The organism is Microbacterium maritypicum (assembly GCF_041529975.1).
Lineage (GTDB): Bacteria > Actinomycetota > Actinomycetes > Actinomycetales > Microbacteriaceae > Microbacterium.
On sequence record NZ_CP168030.1, the window covers coordinates 3,827,252 to 3,844,172 of the forward strand.

The following is a 16,921-nucleotide window of genomic DNA, read 5'->3' on the forward strand; positions in this document are numbered from 1 at the left end:
GATGGGTGTGACTTCAAACTTTTTTCTTGGCCCTGACCAGGGTTTAACTGTTTCCCCAGCCTGTGGATGGGAATCAGTTTAAATCGCGCATTGAAGGTTGCCCCTCTCGGGAGGGGGATGTGTAGAACCTGGGGAAAGTCAAGCCGAGATTTCACCGGGCGCGTCACAACCCGACATCCCCGGAAACGCGCGCAAAACCCCCTAGACAGACGGTCTGCTCGCGAGTATCGTCACCCGCAATCGATGCACCTGCGTCGAGGTACGTTGCCTTCGGAGGGGGAGGTCGACGTGGACGTTCCGGCCACCCGACGCGGCGTTCCTGCCGTGGTCCTCTGGAGCGCCGTCGGAGCGCTCGCCTGGGCGACACTCACCCTCTTCTTCGGGGGCGGATCGGCGCACGCGGATGAGCAGCAGGACGGCCCGCTCGACGGGCTCACCTCGATCGTCAGCGAAACCGTGTCGGCCGTCACCGCCCCGGTGACCCCCGTCGTCTCGAAGGTCGTCGCACCGGTCGTCACGAAAGTCGTGGCCCCCGTGCAGCAAGCCGTTCCCGCCGTCGTCGAGACCGTGACGGAGACGGTCGCCAAGACCCCGGTCGTGGGCCCTGCGACCGCGCCGGTCGTGCAGGCCGTGACCGAGAAGGTCGACGCGGTCGTCGCCCCGGTCACCGAGGTTCTGACGGATTCGCCGGTCTCGCAGATCACCGACCCGATCCTCGACACCGTCGCGGGCGTCCCCGTCGTCGGCGGACTCGTGACCGACCTCGGCGTGGTCACCGCGGTGCGCGATGTGGTCGGAGTGGTCGATGACACGACGGCTCTCCTCGGAAACGTGACGAACGGGACCGTTCCGCCGGTGCTCGAGGCACTCGATCCGACGACCCCCGATCCGACCCCGGGTACCGGTGTCGTCGATCCCCCCGTGAGCCCGACCGCCGTCGCCGCCGTCTCCGCGACGCAGGCGACTTCCGCACCGATCCTCGGCGCTTCGGTCGCCGCATCCGCGCGCGCATCCGCCGCGTCGTCCTCGGCCGCGGACCTCGTCTCGCACGAGTCCGCCCCGGCCACGGAAGACACTGCGACCGCGCCCGCGGGCGCTCCGTCCGGGAGTCCGCCGGGCGCCCCCGTACCCGCTTCTTCCTCCGCCGGCCCCGGCGGAGGGTCCAGCCCTGCCCAAGCGCGCCTCAGCGATGTGGACGCTGCTCCGCTCCGTGCTAGCGAGCGGACATCCGGCGCATCCGACGACGTGCTTCCTTCGTCGCCGGTCGCCGACACCGACGTCTCACCTGACTGACGGACCGTCACGTCGTTCCCCCGGGGACGACAGATGCCGTGCTGCGCGCGCACTCTGATCGCGCGCACCCATCAGACGATCCATCCAGTCAGGAGAAACGATCATGCGCACTTACCTCAAGCGAGCCCTGTGGGGCACGCTCATCGCCGGGGGCATCACGCTCCTCGGTGCGACGGCCGCCAACGCGGCCGAGACATCCGGAGACGACGGACTTCTCTCCGGCACGCAGGCGGAGACAGCGATCTCGGCGCCGATCTCGGCGGTCGGCAATGCGATCTCCGTGCTCGGCGATGTCGTCGCGGCGCCCGCACCGGCACCCGCACCTGCGCCCGCACCTGCACCTGCACCTGCACCAGCGCCCGCCCCGGCCCCCGCACCCGCTGCGGAGACCAGTGGGTCCTCGGGCACGGCATCCGGCACCCAGGCCGTGGTGACCGTGAACCTGCCCGTCACCGTGTCGGGCAACGCCGTGAGCGTGCTCGACGACAGCTCATCGACCAGTGCCCCGGCCGCAACTCCCCAGAACTCGGCTCCCCAGGCCGAGACCCCGGCCGGGGCACCTCTCGTGACCACGAACGGCGTGGACGGCGTGCTCTCGGGCACGCAGGCACTGCTCGCGGTCAATGCACCGATCACCGTCACGGACAACGCCGTGTCGCTGCTCGGCGACTCCGAGAGCGCTGCAACGAGCGGGGAGGGAGCCGCAGCACCGGCATCCTCCGCTCCGGCCGCATCGGGCACGACGTCCGGTGACGACGGGATCGGCAGCGGCACTCAGGTGGTCGCACCGATCACGGCACCCGTGACGGTGTCGGGCAACGCGATCTCCCTGCTCGGCGACACGAGCTCGACCGGTTCCGGCACGGCCGGCACCGGGGGCTCGTCCGCTCCCGCCACGACGGGGGGAACCTCCGGCGATGACGCCACCCTCGGCGGCACGCAGGCGATCGCGCCCGTGACGGCACCCGTGACGGTGTCGGGCAACGCGATCTCCCTGCTCGGCGACAGCGCGGCGACCGGAACCGGCACCGGCGGCACCTCGGCGCCGACCGCACCCGCCACCGGCGGCAACACCACCACCGGCGATGACGGCATCCTCGGGGGCACCCAGATCACCGCACCCGTCACCGCCCCCGTGGCCGTGACCGGCAACGCGATCTCCGCACTCGACGACGCCACCGTCACCGGCACCGGCGGCACCACCACCGCACCCACCGCGCCCGCGACCGGAGGCAACACCACCACCGGAACCGACGGCATCCTCGGCGGCACCCAGCTGGGGCTGCCGGTGACGCTCCCGATCACGATCGGCGGGAACGCCATCTCCGTGGTCGGCGAGGCGACGGTGACCGACCCCGGCCCCGGAACGGACCCGGGCACGGACCCCGGAACCGACCCAGGAACTGACCCGGGGACGGACCCCGGAACGGACCCTGGCACCGACCCCGGAACGGACCCGGGAACCGACCCGGGCACCGACCCCGGAACAGACCCGGGCACGTCGGCCGGTGCCGCGACAGCCTCTGGCGCGGTGACCACCGGCCAGGCGGAAGGGCTCGCCATGACCGGCGGCGCTCCGACCGAAGGACTGATCGCACTCGCCGCTGCCCTGCTCCTCCTCGGCGGGGCCGGACTCTTGCGCCGTCGTCGGATGACGGCGTAGCGAAGACGCCGGCGGTGCGGTCGTCCTCGGGGGAGGAGACCCCGCATCGCCGGTGCGCACGGCGTCCATCCCCATGCCGACGAGTCCCCCGCTCGTCGCTCGACGCCGGCGCGACAAGGGCGGATGCCCCGTGGACCCCACCCCGGGGCATCCGTCGCGCCCTACCCACCGCAGTTCGCTCGGAGAACAGCGCTTCATGCCGCAAAGATGCGGAATCCCCGGCCGCCTGTCGGGAGTTCGGACGGATGTCGGGAGAACACGCCGTCCCGACTCCTCACACGGAGGAAACTCCCGACAGGTGTAGCGCCGCGAACTCAGTCGACGACGGGCAGGCCCTCGCCATCGAAGGCGACGCCCTCAGCGCTCAGGCGCTCACGGGCGGCATGATGCACCACGCCGCGCTTGCGCGGGTCGGCCTCGAGCAGGCCGAGCACGAGCTCACGGGTGGCATTGGAGTGATGGGCCACCTCGATCCGCACACCCCAGAACCGGTCGGCGGCGAAGCGGGCGAGTGCCTGCGCATCGGCATCCGGGTTGTGGGCGGCGGCGGCACGGATCGCCTGATTCGGGTCGTCGACGAGCTGTGCGAAGTCCTCCGGGGTGTGCGCGCCCCGAGCCAGCCGGTAGCGGCGTTCCTCGTCCGCGAGCTGCTCCGGCGTCTTGCGCTTCCCCATGGCGTCCCCTTCTGCCAGCGCCGCTACGCGCCGGGAGCGTCAGTCTATTCGGGGCACCCGACCTGTTCGCGGTCCGACGAGGAGGCGACGGCATCACCGACGGGCGTCGGACGTCCGGGAGAAGAGCAGCTAGGCGTGCGCCAGACTCGGTGCGCGGACGAACGCGCTCAGGCGCAGCGCGAGCTCCTCGGCCTCGGCTTCGGCCTCGGCTTCGGCTTCGGAGATCTCGGAAGAAGCAGCTCCCGGCCCGCCCCCGGCTCCGACCAGAGCGCAGGATCGGGCCGGGGTACGCAGCTGGTCGAAGGTCATCGGCAGGGTCTCGCAGCGCAAATGCCCGCAGAGCACGTGCGCGAGCTCATGGGTCACGGTGTGCAATCGGAACCATCGCGGATCGGAACCGCGGACCGGTATCCGCACGCGATCACCCTCGACGAGGACGAACGGCGCGACGGCCGTCCATTCCGATTCCTCGAGGACATCGATCTCGATGTCCATACCGGTCAGCGCCGACACGCGGTCGGCGAGGCACTCCACGCTGGTGCCGCACTCGGCCTCCAGCTCTTCGAACAGCCGCTCCACGCGACGTCTATCCTTCACGATTCACTCACCCTCCTGCAGCCCGGCCCCCTTTCGGCCGAACATTCCCTCACTGGGAGAGACGGCGGGAGGGGTGCACTCATTACGCTGAAAGGCTGAGAACCTTCGAACAGACTTGTGCGGTGTGGGTACGACCTTTGTCCAGCGGTCCCCGATGAAGGCGGCACGATGGGTACCCCCGATTCCGTCCCGCGGTGCAAGATGTCGGGAGTTCGCACACCTGTCGGGAGGAAGTGCGGCGTTTCGTCCGACATCCGTGCATCCTCCCGACATCCGCACCCCGGCCGACAGACAGACGGACGGCGACCGCGGAAGCACACGCCACACACACACACACAGAACGCCCCCTGTCCCGAAGGACAGGGGGCGTTCCGGGAAGTGCCTTACTTGGCGGCGACGACCTGCAGCGTGATGACTGCAGTGACGTCTTCGTGCAGACGCACGGTCGCCTCGTGGTCACCGGTCACCTTGATGGGCGACGGGATGTGCACCTTGCGCTTGTCGATCGAACCCAGGCCGGCGGCTGCGACAGCATCCGCGACGTGGTCGGTCTTGACGGAGCCGAAGAGACGACCCTCCTTGCCGGCCTTGACCGCGAGACGCACCTTGGTGCCCTCGAGAGCGTTCTTCAGCGCGACAGCGTCGTCACGATCGTGGATCGCGCGTGCCTGACGCGCGGCCTGGATCGAAGCGACCTGCTTTTCGCCACCGCGGGTCCACGCCGTAGCGAAGCCCTGCGGGATGAGGAAGTTCCGGGCGTACCCGTTCTTGACCTCGACAACGTCACCGGCGCTACCCAGCCCGGCGACCTCGTTCGTGAGAATCAGCTTTGCCATCTCGATACCCCTTACCGGCCGGCGCCAGCGTAGGGCAGGAGCGCCATTTCGCGCGCGTTCTTGATCGCCGTGGCGATCAGACGCTGCTCCTGCACCGAGACACCGGTGATACGACGGGCACGGATCTTGCCGCGCTCCGAGACGAACTTGCGAAGGGTGGCGACATCCTTGTAATCGATGACACCGACCCGGATGGACTTCGCGGGAGCGGTGGGCTTGCCACCCTTCCGCGGCTTGCGGCGGTCGCCGCTCGACTTTCCAGCCATTGTTTTTCCTTAGTGATGAGCGGATGCCGGTTTCCGAGACGAGCTCGGCGGCCGGATCCAGAAGTTGTTCAGAACGGGGTGTCGTCGCCGAAGCTGCCCGGAGTGCTCCAGGCGTCTGCGCTCGTCGAGGAACCGGGGGTCGACCACGGCTCTTCCGACACCTGCTGCTGCGCGGGACGAGCCTGTCCGCCGCCACCGGCACCGCCGGCACCGCCGGTCGAGGCCGCACGGGTGACCTGCGCGGTCGCGTACCGGAGCGAGGGGCCGATCTCATCGACCTCCAGCTCGATAGCGGTGCGCTGGTTGCCCTCGCGGTCCTGGTAGGAGCGCTGACGCAGACGGCCCTGCGCGATGACGCGCATGCCCTTCGTCAGCGAACCCGCCACGTGCTCGGCGAACTCGCGCCAGACGGATGCACGGAGGAACAGCGCATCGCCGTCCTTCCACTCATTCGCGGCACGGTCGAAGTTCCGAGGCGTCGAAGCGATGGTGAAGTTCGCCACCGGCAGCCCGTTCTGCGTGTAGCGCAGCTCGGGGTCGGCCGTGAGGTTTCCCACAACGGTGATGACGGTTTCGCCGGCCATGGACGTCAGGCCTTCGCAGCCTTGGCGGCCTTGCGAGCAGCCTTCTCTTCGGAGCGCTTGGCCTCCGAAGCGACCATCGCCTGAGCCTCTTCCGAGCGGAGGACCTTGGTGCGCATGATCTGCTCGTTCAGCTTCAGCTGACGGTCGAGCTCCTGCGTGGCCTCGCTGCTAGCGGTGAAGTTGACGACGGCGTAGATGCCTTCGTTCTTCTTCTGGATCTCGTAGGCCAGACGGCGCTTACCCCAGATGTCGACCTTGTCAATCGAGCCACCATCGTTGGTGATGACCTTCAGGAACTTGTCGAGCGTAGGTGCGACCTGGCGCTCGTCGATCTCGGGAGTCAGAATGACCATGAGTTCGTACTGGTGCGTCACTTACCCACCTCCTTCGGACTAGAACGGCTCTCGGGACTTTCCCGGGAGCAGGAGGGTGTGTGCACGTGCCCGCCCCAGGAATCCCGAATGGACGCCGGAAAGCAGACAACCTCGACAGTCTAGCGGAGATTCCTCCGTGTCGCCCGCACGGGTCGGCGCCCGCCCTTGGCATGCTGGAGGGCGTGCCCGGTGACGGTCATCGGGCACTCGACCAGAGGGGGGACGCCATGCGCGTCAACAAATGGGGGGTCGGCGTGATTCTCGCCGCCGCCGTGCTGCTCACCGGATGCTCGGCGGGCGGATCGGACAAGCCGGCCGAGTCGAAGCCCAGCAGCGGTGCCTCGCAGGAAGCCGAGGCTCCGGCGACGGACTGCCCTGAGCTGAAGGTGGACGCGACCGTCGACGGCAAGGCGCTGGGCGCCTGCATCGCCGACGCCATGTCGGACACCGCCGGATACGCGGCGAAGACCACCGTCATGGGCATCGAGTCGACGGCGAAGTTCAACCCGTCGGAGAAGGCCCTCGAGTCGATCTCTCCGGCCGGCTCGCTGGTCGCCATCGGCGACGACGTCTGGGTGAAGTCCGCGACGAGCGAGTGGCAGGTCGCAGATCCGAAGTCGAGCGACCCGGTCATCGCCGCGCTGAGCGTCGCCGCCGCCGACGTCACGTCGCTCGACCCGGCTGCCGCCGCCGAGGCCATGACCGGCGAGTTCACGGTGACCGGCACCGGCGAGCGCCTGGGCGAGGAGGTTTTCCTCCTGACCGGCACGATCGACCAGCAGGGCACCACGGTCGACGTCGTCTTCGAGGTCACGGCGGACTACGTCAACCTCGCGTCGACCAGCACCGCCTCGCTCGACGGCCAGTCGGTCGAGGTCGCGATGGAGATCACCGAGTGGGACGTGAAGCAGGACATCGTCGCACCGCTCTGATGCGGAGCTGAAGCTGCGGGCCGGGGCTGCTGCCTCGGCCCGCAGTGCGTTCGGGGATCTCCGCGGGACTCCGGGTCACGCGGAACTCCGGGTCACGCGGAATGAAGGAGATCGCGCGATTTGAAGGAGCTCGTGCCCGATCCGGTCCTTCAGGTCGGGAGATCTCCTTCGTGTCAGGCGTTTCAGTACAGGGCCGCTCAGTACATGACCGGCGGAATCTCGGCCCACACCGTGCGGTCATCGACCGAAGGCGCGGCGGGGATGCGGCCGGCACCGTCGGGTTCCGGGATCGCCGCCAGCAGAGCCTGCGTGTACGGATGCTGCGGCGCCGCCCAGAGCTGATCCGTCGGGCCGGACTCGAGCACGCGCCCGCCGAACATCACGAACGTGCGGTCGGCGATGCGGCGGACCACGGCGAGGTCGTGCGAGATGAACAGCATCCCGGCTCCCGACTCCGCGACCAGGTCACGCATCAGGCCTGCCACACTCGTCTGCGTCGAGGCGTCGAGTGCCGAGATCGGCTCATCGGCGACGAGGAGCGATGGCCGCGCGGCCAGCGCCCTGGCGATCGCGATGCGCTGCTTCTGCCCACCCGAGAACTGGTGCGGGAAGCGGGTGCTCACGGTCGTCGGCAGGCCGACGCGCTCGAGCCACTCATCCACGGTCGATCCCTCGGCGCCGCGCGCACGGGCGGTCGCGATGCCGTCGGCGATCTGGTCGCCCACACGGCGGCGGGGGTTCAGCGACGTCGCCGGATCCTGGAACACCATCTGGATGCCGGTCATCGCGGCGGGCCGACGGCGGATGCCGAGCGGTGCCACGGGCTCATCGCGGAAGAGCACCGTTCCGCCGGCGGTCTTCTCGATGCCGACGACGGCGCGAGCGAGGCTCGACTTGCCGCTGCCGGACTCGCCGACGAGCGCGACCGTCTCGCCGGCGGCGACACGGATCGACACCCCATTCACGGCGATCACGGGCGGGTTGCCCGGGTAGCGCACGACCACGTCCTGCGCGTCGAGGACTGCGACCTCACTCATCTGCGGCCTCCTGCTCCGGTGCCTCATCGATGCGCGAACCCGGCAGGGCCGCAAGCAGCATCCGCGTGTAGTCGTGCTGCGGGTCGAGGAACAGCGTCTCGCGGTCGGCGAGCTCGACCACCCGGCCGTCCTTCATGACGGCCACCCGGTCGGCGATCGCGCTCATCACACCCAGGTCGTGCGTCACGAGCAGCACCGCGAGGTTCCGTTCCACCGCGAGGTCGCGCAGCAGCTGCAGGATGCCGGCCTGCACCGTGACGTCGAGGGCCGTTGTCGGCTCATCGGCCAGCAGCACCTCGGGGTCGCAGGCGAGCGCGCACGCGATGGCGATGCGCTGGCGCTGTCCGCCGGAGAACTGGTGCGGGTAGCGCTTGAGGGCTTCGGCGGGGTTCGGCACCTGCACGGTCTCGAGCAGGTCGATCGCCCGCTCTCGTGCCGCCGCACCCTTGAGGCCGAGGTGCACGCGCATGTGGTCGGTGAGCTGGCGGCCGACCGGCAGCTGCGGGTGCAGCGACGCCGACGGGTCCTGGAACACCATCGCGATGCGCTTGCCGCGGACCCGGTTGAGGGAACGGCGCTTGAGCCCGACGAGTTCCTCGCCGCCGAGGAGGATCGATCCGCCGGTCTTCGCCTGCCGGGGCAGCAACCCCAGCACGGCGAGCGAGGTCAGCGTCTTGCCCGATCCGGATTCGCCGGCGAGGCCATGGATGCGACCGGCCTCGAGCTCGAGCGAGACGCCCTTCACGAGCGGACGGCCGATGTCGATGGTCAGGTCGCGGATGCTGAGCACGCTGGATCCCTGCACGGAGGTCATGCCGCCACCCCCGTCGCCGATGCCTTGTGCTCCGCGGCCTTCTCGTGCGTGATCTCGGCCGTCGGGTCGAGCACATCGCGCATCGCGTCTCCGAGGAAGTTGAACGCCAGCACGACCGTGAGGATCGCGAGGCCGGGGAAGACTCCGAGCCACCAGGCGTCGAAGTTCTGCATCGCACCCGAGATCATGGACCCCCACTCGGCGGTCGGCGGCTGTGCGCCGAGGCCGAGGAAGGAGAGTCCGGAGAGGAGCAGGATCGCCGCACCGATGTCGAGCGTCGCGAGCACCAGCACGGGCCCGGCGATGTTCGGGAGGATGTCGACGAACAGGGTGCGGGCCGGCGAGTGCCCGAGCAGCCGTCCGGCGATCACGTAGTTCTGTCCACGCAGACCCAGCACGATGCTGCGGGTGACGCGGGAGTACTGGGGCCACGACACCACGATCGCCGCGATCACCGCGTTGAACAGCGACGGGCCGAGCGAGGCCGCGACCACCATCGCGAGGATCACGGTCGGGAACGCCATGAACAGGTCGGTGATGCGCATCAGGGTCTCATCGACCCAGCCGCCGAAGTATCCGGCGACGGCGCCGATGACGGTGCCGATGATCATCGCGGCGATCACGAGCATGAGCGCGAGCGGCAGGCTCACGGTCGCACCCGTCATCAGACGCGAGAAGATGTCGCGGCCGTTGCCGTCGGTGCCCAGCAGCGTGTCGATGCCGGGCGCCTGCAGGCGAGGCAGCACCTGGGCGTTCGGCGGATACGGCACCCACCACTGCGCGGTGAAGGCCACGATCACCCAGGCGCCCGCGATGACGGTGCCGATGATGCCGAGCGGGGTTCGCCAGGCGCGGGGCCAACGGAAGCGGAAGCGGCCGGCGGGCGTGGCGGCGGCGATGCGGCTCATGCGATCCTCACTCTCGGGTCGAGCACGCCGTAGAGGATGTCGACGATGAAGTTGATGAGGAGGTAGATCATGCCGACCACGAGACCGACGCCCATGATGCCGGGCAGGTCGAGGTTGGCGGCGGAGTTGTAGGCGTAGGTGCCGAGGCCGGGCCAGGCGAACACCGACTCGACGAGCACCGTGCCCGAGAGCAGAGCCCCGAACGCGACACCCACCACGGTGAGGATCGGCAGCGAGGCTCCGCGGAGCACGTAGTCGAGGATCACGCGCATGGCGGGGAGCCCCTTGGCCCGGGCGGCGCGCACGTAGTCGCTGCCGAGGACTTCGAGCACCGAGGTGCGGATGAAGCGGGTGAGCAGTCCGATCGTCACGAGCGAGAGCACCATGATCGGCAGCGCGAGGTGCGCGAGGGCGTCGAAGAAGCCGACAGCGTCGCCGTTCAGGAGGTAGTCGACCGTGTAGAGGCCCGTCACGCGCGGCGGCGGCGTGATCGACGGCGAGATGCGGCCGGATCCCGGCGCGATGCGCAGCTCGAGGAAGAAGACGTAGAAGCTGACGAGCGCCAGCCAGAAGGTCGGCACGCTCAGCCCGACCAGGGTCACGACCCGGATGACCTGGTCGGTGACGAGGCCGCGACGGTAGGCGGCGAGGGTGCCGAGCACGATGCTGACCGCGAGGCTGACGATGATCGCGCCGATCGCGATCTCGATGGTCGCGGGCACGGCGGTGGCGAGGTCGCTGGTGACCGGGCGTCCGGTCACCAGCGACGTGCCGAGGTCCCCGCGCAGCAGGTTCCCCATGTAGATGAAGTACTGCACGAACAGTGGCTGGTCGAGTCCGTTCGCCTTGATGAACGCCTCGCGCGTCGCCGGGTTCTGCGAGGCGCCCTCACCGAGCGCCGCCGAGACCGGGTCTCCCGGCACCAGGTTGGTGAGCGCGAACGTCACGATCGTCACGCCCACCAGCAGGAGCAGGGAGGTGCCCGCCCGCCGCAGCAGGTATCCGACCAGAGGCGATCGGCGCCGCTGCGCCTGCCTCTGCACCGCCACTGTCGTCATGGGATTTCCGTTCAGCCGGCGGGCGTGATCTCGGCGATGTCCATCTCCCAGACGGAGTTGTACACCGCACCGCTCACGCTGTCGGCCGACGAGATGTTGCGACCCGGGACGATCAGCGGGACGAACGGGCCCTCGGCCTGCATCGCCTCGGCGAACTCGGTGAACGCGGCCGTGCGCTGCTCGGGGTCGGTCGCCGCGGCAGCACCGGCGGCGATTCCGGCGATCTCGGGGTTGGCCTCAGCAGCCCAACCGGCACGGAGTCCGACCTTCAGGCCGGGCGCGAAGGGCAGGAAGTTCGCGGAGTCCGCGTAGTCCGGACCCCAGAACCACAGGCCGAAGCCCTCGGTGCCGTTGACGTAGGAGTCGAGCTCGGTCGCGAAGGGCGCGGGGGCCAGCTCCACCGTGATGCCGGCATCCTCGAGCTGCGCCTGGATGCGCTCGGCGAGCGGGGTGAACTCCACGCCGCCGACCGGGTAGTCGTTCGGGAACTTCAGCTGGAGGGTCTGACCCGTGTAACCGGCCTCGGCGAGTGCCGCCTCGGCCTTGTCCAGGTCCTGATCCACGCCGGACTCCAGGGCGCCTTCGAATCCGGGCGGGATGACGCCGGTCGCCTGCACGGAGCCGGCGCCGGCCAGTTCGAGCAGCGCGTCGTAGTCGAGCGCGTAGCGGATCGCCTCGGACATCTTGACGTTCGCCAGCTCACCGGCGACGGCCTCGGACTGGTTCAGCAGCAGGAAGATGGTCTGCCCGGAGGGGACCGAGTCGACCGTGACGCCGTCGCCGAGGCCGGCGACCTGGTCGCCGTTGAGGTCCATGGCGACCATCGAGTCGCCGCCCTTGAGGTTCGCGAGCTGCGTGGCGCTCTCGGAGACGTTGCGGACGACGACGCGCGTGAACGCCGCCTCCTCGTCGCCGTTGTACTCGTCGCTCTTCGTCAGCACGACCTGCGAGCTGAGGTCGAGGGTGTCGAGGACGAAGGGACCGGAACCCGCGGACTCGCCGTCGAGGAACTTCTGCGCCGAGTCGGTGCCGTCGGTCGTGCCGCCGTTCTCGATCACCACGTCGGAGTTGACGATGCCGAGCGCCGGGTTCGCGAGGATCGCGGGCAGCTGGAGCAGCGGGGTCTCGGACGTGATCTGGATCGTCTTGTCGTCGACCTCGGTGATGGTGAGGCCGCCGAGCAGGAAGTTCGGCTTGGCGTCGGCCATGCCCTGGATGCGCTGCAGCGAGAAGACGACGTCCTTCGCCTCGATCGGCGAGCCGTCGGAGAAGACGCGGTCACCCTCGAGCGTGAACGTGAACTCGGTCGCTTCGTCGTTCTGCTCCCACGAGGCGAGTCCGGGCACCGGGGTCGAGACGTCGGACCCCTCGAAGTCGACGAGGGTCTCGTACAGCGCCTTCGCGATCATGTTGCCGGTCGGGTCGTAGGTGTGCCCCGGGTCGGCCGTCTCGATCGAGAACGCGGTGTCGATGACGAGCGAGTCGGAGCCGGCGGAGTCGCCGTTGCCGGCCGAGTTCCCTCCCGAGCATCCGGCGAGCGCGAAGATCGCGACCGCTCCGAGCGCGATGACCGGCGTGATACGGCGTGACGACATGAGGACCTCCAGGGGCGAGGAGTACATTCGGGTGAGTCGCCACCGATGTGGACGACCGGGGTTCAGATTCGCATCATATGCGACGATGTGTCCAGCGAGTGGGCGTGGTCCCCGCACGCTCTGTCCAGAACGTCGGTCGTGAGGAGCAATATGTCCAGCAAGGATGCGGATCAGTCGAAGCATTCTGGACGAAGTGCCGCCCCATTGGACGAGACGGCATACAGAATCCTCGATGTGCTGCGTGATAACGGTCGCGTCTCGATCGCCGCTCTCGCCGACAAGGTCGGCATCTCCCGCGCGAGTGCGTACACACGGGTCGAGTCGCTGGTGCACGACGGCGTCATCACGGGCTTCAGCGCCCGGGTCGATCAGGCCAAGGCCGGACTCTCGATCGGCGCACTCGTGTTCGTCACGGTGATGCCGCAGGCCTGGGCGTCGTTCCGCGAGCGCGTGCTCGAGATGCCCGATGTCGAGTGGTGCGCCATCACCACCGGAGAGCACGACGCGATGCTGCTGATCCGCGCTGTCGATGTGAGCGGTGTGCACGAGTTCTCCACGGGGGTGATCGCCCAGCTCCCCGAGGTGCGGACCGTGGTCAGCGTGGTCGTGCTCGACGAGGTGATCCGCCGCCCCTACCTGCTGCCGGCCGATCTGCCCGAGCGCAGCACCGAGATCCCGCTCGGGATGACGCGCTGGACGCCGGCCACCGCCGGACGGGACGCGCTGCCCCCGCGGTGAGCCCCGCGACCCGCGACCCGCTGAGGCGTCAGGCCGCGATCTCCTCGCACACGCTGAGCTGCGGGAGTCCGTGCATCTCGTAGTGCTCGACCAGGCGGATGCCGCCGTCGTCGGTGAGCTCGAGCTCGCTCTCGCCGTCCCCCGTCACCACGGTGCCGTCGGCCTTGAGCACGTGCACGAAAGACACCCAGATCGTGTCAGCGGTGCGCGTGCCGACGAACTTGCCGAACGTGACCGTGTCGCCCTCGTATCCGCCCCAGATCGCGCCGTCGCGCTCGAAGTACGCGAAGATGCTCGGCGATTCGGGGTCGACCGCAGAGGTCGTGGACGAGACCATCCGGAAGCGGCGGCCGTCGAGGGAAGGAAGGGTTGCTGTCGCAGTCACACCCTCGATTATGCGGGATGCACCTGGCACCATCACCCGCGCCGGGTGAGCCGGCCGCCGGGCTCCTCGCTACCGTCCTTAGGCTGTGCGGCAAGAGGCGACGTGTGCCCTGTCGCCGAGAGCCGTAGGAGTGTCATGCCCGATCTGCAGCGTTCCAGCCTTCCGATCCCCGACCTCGCCTACACCGGCACGGTCACCTACGACGCGACCGATCCGGACACCTCATTCCCGCCCATCACGCCGGTGCGCCCGCCCGAGGGAGCGCCGAACGTCCTCGTCGTGCTCATCGACGACACCGGCTTCGGCGCGTCCAGCGCGTTCGGCGGCCCCGTGCACACGCCGAACTTCGAGCGCGTCGCGGCCGCGGGCCTGAAGTACACGCGCTTCCACACGACCGCCCTGTGCTCGCCGACTCGGGCGGCCCTGCTCAGCGGCCGCAACCACCACACCGTCGGGATGGGCGGCATCACCGAGATCGCCACTTCGGCGCCGGGCTACAACTCGCTGCGGCCCAACAGCTGCGCGCCGCTGGCGGAGACGCTCAAGCTCAACGGCTACAACACCTCGCAGTTCGGCAAGTGCCACGAGGTCCCGGTCTGGCAGGCGAGCGCGATCGGACCGTTCGACGGCTGGCCGACGCCCGGCAACGGCTTCGAGTACTTCTACGGCTTCCTCGGCGGCGAGACGAACCAGTGGTACCCGGCCATCTACGAGAACACGACCCCCATCGAACCCTGGGGGACGCCGGAGGACGGCTACCACTTCATGGGCGACATGACCGACAAGGCGATCGCCTGGGTGCGGGAGCAGAAGTCGCTCGCCCCCGAGGTGCCGTTCTTCACCTACTTCGCTCCCGGCGCCACGCACGCTCCGCACCACGTGCCCGCCGAATGGGCCGACAAGTACAAGGGCCAGTTCGATCAGGGCTGGGACGAGATCCGCAAGGAGACTTTCGCCCGCCAACTCGAACTCGGCGTCATCCCGCCCGACGCGGTGCTCACCGAGCGCAGCCCCGGCATCCCCGCCTGGGACGAGATGAGCGACCTGATCAAGCCGGCCCTGGCTCGACAGATGGAGGTCTACGCCGGGTTCCTCGCCTACGCCGACCACCATGTCGGACGCCTGCTCGACGCGTACGAAGAGCTCGGCATCCTCGACGACACGCTGGTCTACGTGATCATCGGCGACAACGGCGCGAGCGCCGAGGGATCGATGCACGGCACCACGAACGAGGGCTTCACGATCAATCACATGAACGAGATCGAGACCGAGCAGTACGTCGCAGACCACATCGACGACATCGGCACGCCGAGCTCGTACAACCACTACGCGGTCGGCTGGGCGCACGCCATGGACACTCCGTATCAGTGGACGAAGCAGGTCGCCAGCCACTGGGGCGGCACCCGCAACGGCACGATCGTCAGCTGGCCGAACGGCGGCGTGGAGAAGGGCGGCATCCGCAACCAGTTCAGTCACGTGATCGACGTCGCCCCGACCGTGCTCGCCGCGGCCGGCATCCCGGAGCCGACCACCGTCAACGGAGTGACCCAGCGTCCCTACGAGGGCACGCCGATGAACTACACGTTCGCGGATGCCGACGCCGCCGAGCAGCACGAGACGCAGTACTTCGAGATGCTCGGCAACCGCGCGATCTACCACAAGGGGTGGACGGCCGTGGCGAAGCACAAGGATCCCTGGACGGGTTCCTCGCACGGCCTCGACGACGACGTGTGGGAGCTGTACAACGTCGAGGAGGACTGGACCCAGTCGAACGATCTCGCGGCAGCCGAGCCCGAGCGCCTCGCGCACCTGCAGCGTCTCTTCCTCATCCAGGCGGCCCGCTTCAACGTCCTCCCGCTCGACATCCGGTCCGCCGAGCGGATGAATCCCGACATCGCCGGGCGCCCGCAGCTCATCACCGGCGACTCGCAGAAGTTCTACCCGGGCATGAAGCGCATGAGCGAGAACTCGACGATCAACATCAAGAACAAGTCGTGGACCGTCACCGCGCAGGTCTCGGTGCCGGATGCGGGTGCCGACGGCGTGCTCATCGCCCAGGGCGGCGCCTACGGCGGCTGGTCGTTCTATGCGAAGGACGGCAATCTCGCCTTCGCGTACAACCTGCTCGGTATCGATGTCGACATCGTGCGCTCCGACTCCCCGGTCCCGACCGGCGAACAAGAGGTGCGCGCCCACTTCGCGTACGACGGCGGCGGGCTCGCCAAGGGCGGCACCGTCACCCTCTACGCCGGCGACGAGAAGATCGGTGAGGGTCGTGTCGAGAAGACGATCCCGTTCCAGTTCACGTTCGACGAGACGGTCGACGTCGGCAGCGACCTGGCCTCCCCGGTGTCGCCCGACTACGGCGCGACCGGCAATGGATTCACGGGCACGATCGAGTGGGTGCGCATCGACCTCGGGGATGACGACCATTCCCACCTGATCGACGACGAGCACAAGCTCAAGGTCGCCATGCTCAAGCAGTAGCCGAAGGCGGCCCGAGACGGCGTGCGATCACCGATCGCACGCCGTCTCGTCGTTTACCGCCGTCACGACCGCGCCATTCGTCTTCGAGGAGCGCGTAGACGAGCAGGGTCGCCCACTCGTCCTTGAACCACTCACTCTCCACGAACCGCGCTTCGCGCCGGAAGCCGAGCCGTTCGACGACCCGCGCGGATGCCGTGTTGCGGTCGTCGATCCGTGCCGCGATGCGGTGCAGGCCGAGTCCGTCGAAGCCGAGCGCGAGCAGTGCGGCGACGGCCTCGGTCGCGTAGCCGCGGCCGGCGACGCGAGGGTCGAAGATGTAGCCGACCTCGCCTGCACGGTCCTTCTCACTGCGCCAGAACAGCACCACGTCACCCACGAGTTCGCCGGTCTCACGCTCCTCGACGGCGAGACTCACGGCGTCGCCCTCGTTGTCGAAGCGCGTGTTCGACCAGATCGTGGCGATGCGCCGCTCGATGTCGACGAATTCCAGCGGTCCGTAAGGCACGTAGCGCACGGAATCCGGGTCGGACTTGTAGGTGTGCATGGCGGCGGCGTCATCGGGGGTGATCGGACGCAGGATCAGGCGTTCGGTGCGGATCGGATACTCCGGGGCGAACGCACGGGACGAAGGCGCGGCTGTCGGGGACACGGGTCTCACCTTACGGCCGGGTAGCGTGGTC

General features: G+C 68.8%; 18 protein-coding genes. 5 read left to right on the forward strand and 13 right to left on the reverse strand.

Features of this window, described 5'->3' with window-relative positions:
- The first annotated feature begins 288 nt into the window (after positions 1 to 288).
- Both ACCO44_RS18575 and ACCO44_RS18580 read left to right on the forward strand, forming a co-directional pair.
- Positions 289 to 1,293 (forward strand): hypothetical protein, encoded by a 1,005-nt coding sequence (locus ACCO44_RS18575; RefSeq protein WP_372467728.1) that lies wholly within the window; start codon positions 289 to 291, stop codon positions 1,291 to 1,293.
- Positions 1,294 to 1,396: 103 nt separating this feature from the next.
- Positions 1,397 to 2,956 carry a chaplin family protein gene (locus tag ACCO44_RS18580; RefSeq protein ID WP_372467729.1) on the forward strand — a complete coding sequence of 520 codons (1,560 nt, stop codon included), beginning with the start codon at positions 1,397 to 1,399 and terminating at the stop codon, positions 2,954 to 2,956.
- Between the two features lie 314 nt (positions 2,957 to 3,270).
- On the opposite strand, the gene ACCO44_RS18585 is transcribed toward ACCO44_RS18580, so the two are convergent.
- From ACCO44_RS18585 to rpsF, 6 genes are all read right to left on the reverse strand, one after another.
- Positions 3,271 to 3,630 (reverse strand): hypothetical protein, encoded by a 360-nt coding sequence (locus ACCO44_RS18585; RefSeq protein WP_091027801.1) that lies wholly within the window; start codon positions 3,628 to 3,630, stop codon positions 3,271 to 3,273.
- Between the two features lie 129 nt (positions 3,631 to 3,759).
- Positions 3,760 to 4,227, reverse strand: coding sequence for a hypothetical protein (locus ACCO44_RS18590; protein WP_262002384.1), 468 nt, complete (start codon positions 4,225 to 4,227; stop codon positions 3,760 to 3,762).
- Positions 4,228 to 4,610: 383 nt separating this feature from the next.
- Positions 4,611 to 5,063: a 50S ribosomal protein L9 gene (rplI, locus tag ACCO44_RS18595; protein WP_029264267.1), complete on the reverse strand. Its 453-nt coding sequence runs from the start codon at positions 5,061 to 5,063 to the stop codon at positions 4,611 to 4,613.
- An 11-nt stretch (positions 5,064 to 5,074) separates the two neighbouring features.
- On the reverse strand, positions 5,075 to 5,329 hold the full coding sequence (gene rpsR, locus ACCO44_RS18600) for a 30S ribosomal protein S18 (RefSeq protein ID WP_017829850.1): 255 nt from the start codon (positions 5,327 to 5,329) through the stop codon (positions 5,075 to 5,077).
- A gap of 68 nt (positions 5,330 to 5,397) precedes the next feature.
- Complete coding sequence (locus tag ACCO44_RS18605) at positions 5,398 to 5,913, reverse strand: single-stranded DNA-binding protein (RefSeq protein ID WP_029264266.1); 516 nt, start codon at positions 5,911 to 5,913, stop codon at positions 5,398 to 5,400.
- Between the two features lie 5 nt (positions 5,914 to 5,918).
- Complete coding sequence (gene rpsF, locus ACCO44_RS18610; protein ID WP_372467730.1) at positions 5,919 to 6,287, reverse strand: 30S ribosomal protein S6; 369 nt, start codon at positions 6,285 to 6,287, stop codon at positions 5,919 to 5,921.
- 227 nt (positions 6,288 to 6,514) lie between these two features.
- On the opposite strand from rpsF, the gene ACCO44_RS18615 reads away from it, so the two are divergent.
- Positions 6,515 to 7,219 (forward strand): hypothetical protein, encoded by a 705-nt coding sequence (locus ACCO44_RS18615; RefSeq protein ID WP_372467731.1) that lies wholly within the window; start codon positions 6,515 to 6,517, stop codon positions 7,217 to 7,219.
- A 197-nt stretch (positions 7,220 to 7,416) separates the two neighbouring features.
- Here ACCO44_RS18615 and ACCO44_RS18620 read toward each other — a convergent pair whose 3' ends face one another.
- Genes ACCO44_RS18620 through ACCO44_RS18640 form a run of 5 tightly spaced genes read right to left on the reverse strand, consistent with a single transcriptional unit; the run spans position 7,417 to position 12,631 of the window.
- Entirely contained in the window at positions 7,417 to 8,256 is an 840-nt protein-coding gene (locus tag ACCO44_RS18620) for an ABC transporter ATP-binding protein (RefSeq protein WP_372467732.1), read from the reverse strand.
- Complete coding sequence (locus ACCO44_RS18625) at positions 8,249 to 9,070, reverse strand: ABC transporter ATP-binding protein (RefSeq protein WP_372467733.1); 822 nt, start codon at positions 9,068 to 9,070, stop codon at positions 8,249 to 8,251. The genes ACCO44_RS18620 and ACCO44_RS18625 overlap by 8 nt, the downstream gene beginning before the upstream one ends.
- A complete protein-coding gene (locus tag ACCO44_RS18630; protein WP_105712017.1) occupies positions 9,067 to 9,978 on the reverse strand; it encodes an ABC transporter permease in 912 nt (303 codons plus the stop codon). Before ACCO44_RS18630 ends, ACCO44_RS18625 begins: the two co-directional genes overlap by 4 nt.
- Positions 9,975 to 11,036 carry an ABC transporter permease gene (locus ACCO44_RS18635; protein WP_372467734.1) on the reverse strand — a complete coding sequence of 354 codons (1,062 nt, stop codon included), beginning with the start codon at positions 11,034 to 11,036 and terminating at the stop codon, positions 9,975 to 9,977. The genes ACCO44_RS18630 and ACCO44_RS18635 overlap by 4 nt, the downstream gene beginning before the upstream one ends.
- An 11-nt stretch (positions 11,037 to 11,047) precedes the next feature.
- Positions 11,048 to 12,631 (reverse strand): ABC transporter substrate-binding protein, encoded by a 1,584-nt coding sequence (locus ACCO44_RS18640; protein WP_372467735.1) that lies wholly within the window; start codon positions 12,629 to 12,631, stop codon positions 11,048 to 11,050.
- Between the two features lie 150 nt (positions 12,632 to 12,781).
- Here ACCO44_RS18640 and ACCO44_RS18645 point away from each other — a divergent pair, with 150 nt between their 5' ends.
- Entirely contained in the window at positions 12,782 to 13,369 is a 588-nt protein-coding gene (locus tag ACCO44_RS18645) for an Lrp/AsnC family transcriptional regulator (RefSeq protein WP_237682566.1), read from the forward strand.
- Between the two features lie 28 nt (positions 13,370 to 13,397).
- On the opposite strand, the gene ACCO44_RS18650 is transcribed toward ACCO44_RS18645, so the two are convergent.
- A complete protein-coding gene (locus tag ACCO44_RS18650) occupies positions 13,398 to 13,754 on the reverse strand; it encodes a hypothetical protein (RefSeq protein WP_372467736.1) in 357 nt (118 codons plus the stop codon).
- Between the two features lie 135 nt (positions 13,755 to 13,889).
- On the opposite strand from ACCO44_RS18650, the gene ACCO44_RS18655 reads away from it, so the two are divergent.
- The gene (locus ACCO44_RS18655; RefSeq protein ID WP_372467737.1) at positions 13,890 to 16,241 is read left to right on the forward strand and encodes a sulfatase-like hydrolase/transferase; all 2,352 of its coding nucleotides are present in this window, start codon (positions 13,890 to 13,892) and stop codon (positions 16,239 to 16,241) included.
- Here ACCO44_RS18655 and ACCO44_RS18660 read toward each other — a convergent pair.
- Complete coding sequence (locus ACCO44_RS18660; protein WP_372467738.1) at positions 16,231 to 16,890, reverse strand: GNAT family N-acetyltransferase; 660 nt, start codon at positions 16,888 to 16,890, stop codon at positions 16,231 to 16,233. The genes ACCO44_RS18655 and ACCO44_RS18660 overlap by 11 nt on opposite strands.
- Positions 16,891 to 16,921 lie beyond the last annotated feature (31 nt).

Coding starts and splice junctions, on each gene's coding strand:
- ACCO44_RS18580 (WP_372467729.1), top strand. CDS start 1,397: ATGCGCACTTACCTCAAGCGAGCCCTGTGGGGCACGCTCATCGCCGGG.
- ACCO44_RS18585 (WP_091027801.1), bottom strand. CDS start 3,630: ATGGGGAAGCGCAAGACGCCGGAGCAGCTCGCGGACGAGGAACGCCGC.
- ACCO44_RS18640 (WP_372467735.1), bottom strand. CDS start 12,631: ATGTCGTCACGCCGTATCACGCCGGTCATCGCGCTCGGAGCGGTCGCG.
- ACCO44_RS18615 (WP_372467731.1), top strand. CDS start 6,515: ATGCGCGTCAACAAATGGGGGGTCGGCGTGATTCTCGCCGCCGCCGTG.
- ACCO44_RS18630 (WP_105712017.1), bottom strand. CDS start 9,978: ATGAGCCGCATCGCCGCCGCCACGCCCGCCGGCCGCTTCCGCTTCCGT.
- ACCO44_RS18635 (WP_372467734.1), bottom strand. CDS start 11,036: ATGACGACAGTGGCGGTGCAGAGGCAGGCGCAGCGGCGCCGATCGCCT.
- ACCO44_RS18645 (WP_237682566.1), top strand. CDS start 12,782: ATGTCCAGCAAGGATGCGGATCAGTCGAAGCATTCTGGACGAAGTGCC.
- ACCO44_RS18620 (WP_372467732.1), bottom strand. CDS start 8,256: ATGAGTGAGGTCGCAGTCCTCGACGCGCAGGACGTGGTCGTGCGCTAC.
- ACCO44_RS18625 (WP_372467733.1), bottom strand. CDS start 9,070: ATGACCTCCGTGCAGGGATCCAGCGTGCTCAGCATCCGCGACCTGACC.
- ACCO44_RS18655 (WP_372467737.1), top strand. CDS start 13,890: ATGCCCGATCTGCAGCGTTCCAGCCTTCCGATCCCCGACCTCGCCTAC.
- rplI (WP_029264267.1), bottom strand. CDS start 5,063: ATGGCAAAGCTGATTCTCACGAACGAGGTCGCCGGGCTGGGTAGCGCC.
- ACCO44_RS18605 (WP_029264266.1), bottom strand. CDS start 5,913: ATGGCCGGCGAAACCGTCATCACCGTTGTGGGAAACCTCACGGCCGAC.
- rpsR (WP_017829850.1), bottom strand. CDS start 5,329: ATGGCTGGAAAGTCGAGCGGCGACCGCCGCAAGCCGCGGAAGGGTGGC.